Here is a 6758-nt window from a genome sequence, read left to right as displayed (position 1 = left end):
TGGGTTGCGGGGGGGGGGGGGGGGGGGGGGGCGGGGGGGGCGGGGGGGGCCCCCCCCCCCCCGGGGGGGCCGCCCCCCCCCCCCCCCACCCCCCCACCCACCTGACACCGCAACAAACGCTCAGGCAGCACCCAACCCCCCACCTCAGCTACCAACAACCGGACAAGGAGGCGGGGCGAGCGTCACTTGCGGGTCTGGATCTCCTCGCGCATCTCGCGGAACAGCCCGCCGGCGTCGTCGACGGAGCGGCCGGGGAACATCGCCATCACGACACTGCCGTGGTCGGCCCACCCGCAGACAGCGAAGTCGCCGCCGTCGCCGCTGGTGGTGCCGCACTTCATCACGCCGCCCAGGCGGCCCGCGGGCACCTCCCGCAGCCCCGTCACCTTGCCGGTCTCGTCGGTCAGCAGGCCGAACAGGCTGTCCAGGTCCCGCTCCGGCTGCCAGAGCAGCGTCGTGCCGCCGAAGACGAGCACCGAGCGCTTGTCGTCTGCCGGGTCCTGGTAGACGGTGCCGAAGCTGCTGTCCAGGTCGATGTCGGCGGCGAAGCCGCTGCGCAGGTAGTCCGACGTGCTGCGGGCCCGTTCGCTGTTGTCCCGGACCAGTCCCGCGACCCGGTCCGGGGTGGTCAGGTCCGCGTCCTTCTGCTGGGCCACCCGCCATCCGGCCGTACCGATGGTGGCGGCGCCCGCCAGCCCGACCAGCGCCGCCACGGCCCAGGCCACCCGCCGGCGCCGCGACCGCCCCGCCCGCCGCCCGGTGGCGTGCTCCGGGTCCCGGTTGCTGAGCTGGATGGGCTCGTCGGTCAGGTCGATCGGCTCGGAGCCGTCGTTGACCGGCCGCTCGGTGAGATGTGCGTCGGACATAGCCGACACCGTACGCGAACGGCAGGTGGCGCACGTCGGGTCCGGAGAAGCCCTCCGTAGACTTTCGGGGTGACCGAGAGACTGGATGCCCGACGCCCCGACGCCCCGACCCTGCCCGGCCAGTACCAGCCGGGCGAGGTAGAGCAGCGACGGTACGAGCACTGGGTAGCCGCCGGCCACTTCCGGGCGTCGGCGGAGAGCGACAAGCCCCCCTTCACCATCGTCATCCCGCCGCCGAACGTCACCGGCTCCCTGCACATGGGCCACGCCCTCGACCACACGGTGCAGGACGCGCTGGTGCGGCGTAAGCGGATGCAGGGCTACGAGGCGCTCTGGCTGCCGGGCATGGACCACGCCGGCATCGCCACGCAGAACGTGGTGGAGCGGCGACTCGCCGGCCAGGGCCTGTCCCGGCACGACCTGGGGCGGGAGCAGTTCGTCGAGCGGGTCTGGCAGTGGAAGGCCGAGTCCGGCGGCGCCATCCTGGGTCAGATGCGCCGTCTCGGCGACTCCGTCGACTGGGACCGCGAGCGCTTCACGATGGACGAGGGGCTGTCGCGCGCCGTACAGACGATCTTCAAGAAGCTGTACGACGACGGCCTGATCTACCGGGCCAACCGGATCATCAACTGGTGCCCCCGATGCCTGACCGCCCTGTCGGACATCGAGGTGGAGCACACAGACGACGACGGCGAACTGGTCTCGATCCGCTACAGCGACGAGGTGGTCGTCGCCACCACCCGGGCGGAGACGATGCTCGGCGACACGGCGGTGGCGGTGCATCCGGACGACGAGCGCTACCAGCACCTGATCGGCACCGAGGTCGAGCTGCCGCTGACCGGGCGGCGCATCCCGATCGTGGCCGACGCGCACGTCGACCCGTCTTTCGGCACCGGCATGGTGAAGGTGACCCCGGCGCACGACCCGAACGACTTCGAGATCGGCCAGCGCCACGACCTGCCCGCGCTCACCGTGATGGACGAGCGCGGCGTGATCACCGTGCCGGGGCCGTTCGAGGGCCTGGACCGCTTCGAGGCGCGCCCCGCGATCGTCGCGGCGCTGCGCGAGCAGGGCCGGATCGTCTCGGAGAAGCGCCCGTACGTGCACGCGGTGGGTCACTGCTCGCGCTGCCGTACGACAGTCGAGCCGCGGCTGTCGCTGCAGTGGTTCGTGAACACCTCGCCGCTGGCCAAGGCCGCCGGCGACGCCGTGCGCGACGGGCGGGTGCGGATCGAGCCCGCCGAGCTGGCCAAGCGGTACTTCGCCTGGGTCGACAACATGCACGACTGGTGCATCTCCCGGCAACTCTGGTGGGGCCACCGCATCCCCGTCTGGTACGGCCCGGACGGCGAGGTCGTGTGCGTCGGCCCGGACGAGCAGCCGCCCGCCGGGGACGGCTGGCGTCAGGACGAGGACGTCCTCGACACCTGGTTCTCCAGCGCCCTCTGGCCGTTCTCCACGCTCGGCTGGCCCGAGCAGACGCCTGACCTGGCGAAGTTCTATCCGACGAGCGTCCTGGTCACCGGCTACGACATCCTCTTCTTCTGGGTCGCCCGGATGATGATGTTCGGCCTGTACGCGATGGACGGCCGGCAGCCGTTCGACGTGGTGGCCCTGCACGGCATGGTCCGCGACCAGTTCGGCAAGAAGATGTCGAAGTCGTTCGGCAACGTGGTCGATCCGCTGGACTGGATCGACCGCTTCGGCGCCGACGCCACCCGCTTCACCCTGGCCCGGGGTGGCAACCCCGGGCAGGACGTGCCGGTGAGCGAGGAGTGGTGCCAGGGCTCCCGCAACTTCTGCAACAAGCTCTGGAACGCCACCCGCTTCGCGCTGATGAACGGCGCGCACACCGACGGCCCGCTGCCGGCCGCCGAGCGGCTCTCGACCGTCGACCGGTGGATCCTGTCCCGGCTGGCGCACGTCACCGCCGAGGTGGACGAGCAGTTCGAGGCGTACGAGTTCGCGAAGGTGTGCGACCTGCTGTACCACTTCGCCTGGGACGACGTCTGCGACTGGTACGTGGAGCTGACCAAGCCGGTGCTTGCCGAGGGGGGCGCGGCCGCCGAGGCCACCCGCCGGGTGCTCGGGCACGTGCTGGACCAGCTGCTGCGGCTGCTGCACCCGATCATCCCGTTCGTCACCGAGGAACTGTGGATCGCGCTCACGGGGGGCGAGACGGTGATGACGGCCACCTGGCCGGCGGCCGACCGTACCCTCGTCGACGACGCCGCGGAGGCCGAGGTCGGCACCGTCCAGCGGGTGGTGACCGAGATCCGGCGGTTCCGCTCGGACCAGGGGCTGCGCCCGACGCAGCGGGTCGCCGCCCGGCTCGACGGCCTGGCCGCCGCGGGCATCGCCGCGCACGAGCCGCTCATCCGGTCGCTGGTGCGGCTGGACGCGGCCGGCGACGGCTTCCAGGCCAGCGCGACCCTCGCCATGCCCGGCGAGGTGAGCGTGGCCCTGGACACCCGGGGGTCGATCGACGTGGCCGCCGAGCGGGCCCGGCTCACCAAGGACCGGGCGGCCGCCGAGAAGGAGGCCGCGCAGGCCCGGGCCAAGCTCGACAACCCCGCGTTCGTCGGCAAGGCGCCGGAACCGGTGGTCGCCAAGATCCGCGACCGCCTCGCCGTCGCCGAGGCCGACCTGGTCCGCATCGACGCCGCTCTGGAGGCGCTGTCCTCGTGACCGACCGCACCGATTTCGCCGCCGTCGAGGCCGAGCTGGCGGGCCGCGGGTTTACCCGCATGGCCTTCGAGCTGGACAAGATCGAGTCGCTGCTGGACCTGCTCGGCAGCCCGCAGCGCGCGTACCCGTCGATCCACCTGACCGGCACCAACGGCAAGACCTCGACGGCCCGGATGATCGACTCGCTGCTGCGGGCGTTCGGGCTGCACACCGGCCGCTACACCAGCCCGCACCTGGAGACCGTCCGGGAGCGGATCAGCCTGGATGGCGAGCCGGTGGGCGAGGAGCGGTTCACCGCCACGTACCGGGAGGTCGAGCCGCTGGCCCGGCTGGTGGACGAGCGTTCGGCGGAGCCGCTGACGTACTTCGACATGACCACCGCGCTGGCGTTCGCGACGTTCGCCGACGCCCCGGTGGACGTGGCGGTGGTCGAGGTGGGCCTGGGCGGCGCCGAGGACGCGACCAACGTGATCCAGGCCGGGGTGTGCGTGCTCACCCCGATCGGGCTGGACCACACCGAGTGGCTGGGCGACACCATCCAGGACATCGCGCTGGCCAAGGCGGGCATCGTCCACGCCGGCGCGACGGTCATCTCCGCCGCGCAGGAGGAGGAGGCGGCCCGGCCGATCCTGGAACGCTGCGCCGAGGTCGGCGCGACCATCGCCCGGGAGGGCTCCGAGTTCGGGGTGCTCCGGCGGGCGGTCGCCGTCGGCGGGCAGGTGCTCACCCTGCAGGGCCTCGGCGGCGTCTACGAGGAGGTCTTCATCCCGCTGCACGGCGCCCACCAGGCGCAGAACGCGGCGGTGGCGTTGGCGGCGGTGGAGGCGTTCCTCGGCGCCGGCGCGAAGCGCCAGCTCGACGTCGAGACCGTCCGGGAGGGGTTCGCCACGGCCACCTCGCCCGGCCGCCTGGAGCGGGTACGCAGCGCGCCGACCATTCTGCTCGACGGCGCCCACAACCCGCACGGCATGGCCGCCACGGTGACCGCGCTGCAGGAGGAGTTCGCGTTCAGCAAGCTGGTGGCGGTCGTCGGCGTCCTCGGCGACAAGGACGCGGCCAGCCTGCTGGAACTGCTGGAGCCGGTGGTCGACCAGGTCGTGGTGACCCGGAACAGCTCGCCCCGGGCGATGCCGGCCCGGGAACTCGCCGCGCTGGCCGCCGAGGTCTTCGGCCCCGACCGGGTCGAGGTCGCCGAGGAGATGCCGGACGCGATCGAGACGGCGGTGGCGATGGCCGAGGAGGACGTACCGGGGGAGCTGAGCGGGGTCGGGGTGCTGGTCACCGGATCGGTGGTGACCGTGGCCGACGCCCGCCGGCTGCTGAAGCGATGACCGGCCCGGTGCGGGGCACCGCGGGCGACGACCGCCCGGAGGGCACGGCCGCCGGGGGCGACCCGGGCCGTCCGTCGGCGGGTGGGCCGCGACGGTCCGGGCTGCGGAACCCGGAGCGGGCGGTGCGCGGGCTGGGGGCCGGGACGCTGATCCTGGAGGCGCTGGTGCTGGTCCTGGCCATCCAGCCGATCCGCATGGTCGGCGGCGACCTGGGGGGCGCGGCGATCGGTGCGGTCCTGGCGCTGGCCGTGGCGGCGGTGCTGCTGGCCGGCATGATGCGCCGGCCGTGGGCCTGGCACGCCGGCACCGCCCTGCAGGGACTGCTGATGCTGGCCGGCCTGCTGCACTGGTCGCTGCTCGCGCTGGGCGTCGTCTTCGCCCTGGTCTGGGCCTACGCCCTGCACGTCCGCCGGGTCATCCTCGGCTGACGGGCTGACGGGCTGACGGGCTGACGGGCTGACCCGCCACCGTCAGCCCGTCGGCGGGGTCAGGCCTCGGCGCGTTCGCGCCACTGGGTGAGGGCGATGCCGTGGCCGTCCGGGTCGCGGAACGCGGCCGCCCACACCTCCAGCTTCGTGCCCCGGTTGACCACCCGGGGGGCGTACGTGAACCGGACGCCGGACCCGCGCAGCCGCTCGTACGCGGAGTCGATGTCGTCCACCTCGAGGTTGACGTGCACCAGGCGGCGGCTGATCGGCGCCGCCTCGGTCACCTCCCGCAGCACCAGCCGGGTCGTCCCGGAGGCGAGGACGGCGTTGCCGGAGCCCCGGTCGACCTCGGTGAAGCCCAGGTCCCGGTAGAAGGCCAGCGAGCGCGGCAGGTCGGTGACCAGCAGCGTCAGGCCCACCCCGGCGATCGGCGCGCCGAGGTCGTCCTCGTCCTCCACGACCCCGGCGGTCCCGTCGTCGGCGCCGGTGGTCGCCTCGCGGCCGAAGATCGCCTCGTCCAGCTCCTCCGGGCTGATCCGCCCCTCGCGCGCCCGGTCCCGGGGCGGGATCGGGTCGTCCAGGGGCAGGTCGAGCGGGTCGAGCGGCTCCGCCGGCGCGGGCGGGTCGGTGCGCCCGCCGGCCGGGGCGGGCGGGTCGAACCGCTCCTCGGCCGGCGGGCGGGGCGTCGGGGTGGCCCGGCGTGGCAGGGTGCCGGTCGTGGACTGCTCGACGAGGGTGCCCTCCAGCACGACTGGCCCGCCGGGGCGCTGGTGCACCACGACGGGCTCGCGCTCCTCCGGGCGCCTGGCGGGCTCCCCGCCGAGCGGATCGCCGAGTGGATCGCCCAGCGGGTCGACCAGCGGCTCGCGGAAGTCGTCCCGGAAGTCGTCGTCCGGCGCACGGTCGGCCCACGGCGGCGCCTCCTGCTGGAGCAGCACGTCGTCCAGCGGATCCGGGCCCGCGTACTCCGGCGGGAGGTCGGCGGCGACGGTGGCGGCGGACTCGGCGTGGGTGGGCACCTCGTCCCAGAGCACCCGGACGTGCCGCTGGTCGTCCAGGGCCACCCGGATCGGCAGCGTCTGCCCCAGCGACGGCCACTTCGCCACCGGCACCCGCGGCTCGATGATTTTCTTCGACCGCGGCGGCAAGCCGGGCGCGTCGATCACCAGTTGCAGCTCGCAGCGGCCGAAGGCGTACTGGGTGGGTGGCTCGGAGGCGCTGTGCACGTGGCCCACGCCGACCACCCAGGTGCGCCCGCCGCCGCGCACGGTGGCCAGCGCGATGGCCAGCACCAGCAGGGCGACCCCGAGCGCCACGATCGCCCAGCTGGTCATGCCCAGCCCGAAGAGGATCACGAAGGTGGCCACGGTGCCGAGCACCGCGGCGATCAGCTTGCGTACCGGCGCGATGGGCCGGTTCCCGCCATTCGCCACTGTGGACCTCCC

5 protein-coding genes are annotated in these 6758 nt (G+C 73.7%); 3 read left to right on the top strand and 2 right to left on the bottom strand.

All coding sequences use genetic code 11. The annotated features are described in order from the left end of the window. Positions 1 to 182 precede the first annotated feature (182 nt). Entirely contained in the window at positions 183 to 866 is a 684-nt protein-coding gene (locus ACZ6Q9_RS28550; protein WP_393269247.1) for a hypothetical protein, read from the bottom strand. Between the two features lie 69 nt (positions 867 to 935). Between ACZ6Q9_RS28550 and ACZ6Q9_RS28545 the strand changes: the two genes are divergently transcribed. From ACZ6Q9_RS28545 to ACZ6Q9_RS28535, 3 genes are read left to right on the top strand one after another with little or no spacing between them, the layout of a single operon-like run. Continuing rightward, positions 936 to 3554, top strand: a complete 2619-nt coding sequence (locus ACZ6Q9_RS28545; RefSeq protein WP_393269249.1) for a valine--tRNA ligase — start codon at positions 936 to 938, stop codon at positions 3552 to 3554. Further along, on the top strand, positions 3551 to 4885 hold the full coding sequence (locus tag ACZ6Q9_RS28540) for a bifunctional folylpolyglutamate synthase/dihydrofolate synthase (RefSeq protein ID WP_393269251.1): 1335 nt from the start codon (positions 3551 to 3553) through the stop codon (positions 4883 to 4885). The genes ACZ6Q9_RS28545 and ACZ6Q9_RS28540 overlap by 4 nt, the downstream gene beginning before the upstream one ends. After that, on the top strand, positions 4882 to 5313 hold the full coding sequence (locus ACZ6Q9_RS28535) for a DUF4233 domain-containing protein (RefSeq protein WP_393269253.1): 432 nt from the start codon (positions 4882 to 4884) through the stop codon (positions 5311 to 5313). The genes ACZ6Q9_RS28540 and ACZ6Q9_RS28535 overlap by 4 nt, the downstream gene beginning before the upstream one ends. A gap of 59 nt (positions 5314 to 5372) precedes the next feature. On the opposite strand, the gene ACZ6Q9_RS28530 is transcribed toward ACZ6Q9_RS28535, so the two are convergent. Continuing rightward, positions 5373 to 6746, bottom strand: a complete 1374-nt coding sequence (locus ACZ6Q9_RS28530; protein WP_393460364.1) for a VOC family protein — start codon at positions 6744 to 6746, stop codon at positions 5373 to 5375. Positions 6747 to 6758 lie beyond the last annotated feature (12 nt).

It is taken from the genome of Micromonospora sp. NPDC049139 (assembly GCF_055586845.1).
Note: the sequence above shows the minus strand (reverse complement) of the source record. Positions and strands in the feature narration are given on the sequence as shown.

What these genes read in the sequence shown, in the direction of transcription:
- ACZ6Q9_RS28550 (WP_393269247.1), bottom strand. Translation starts at nt 866, where the DNA reads ATGTCCGACGCACATCTCACCGAGCGGCCGGTCAACGACGGCTCCGAG.
- ACZ6Q9_RS28535 (WP_393269253.1), top strand. Translation starts at nt 4,882, where the DNA reads ATGACCGGCCCGGTGCGGGGCACCGCGGGCGACGACCGCCCGGAGGGC.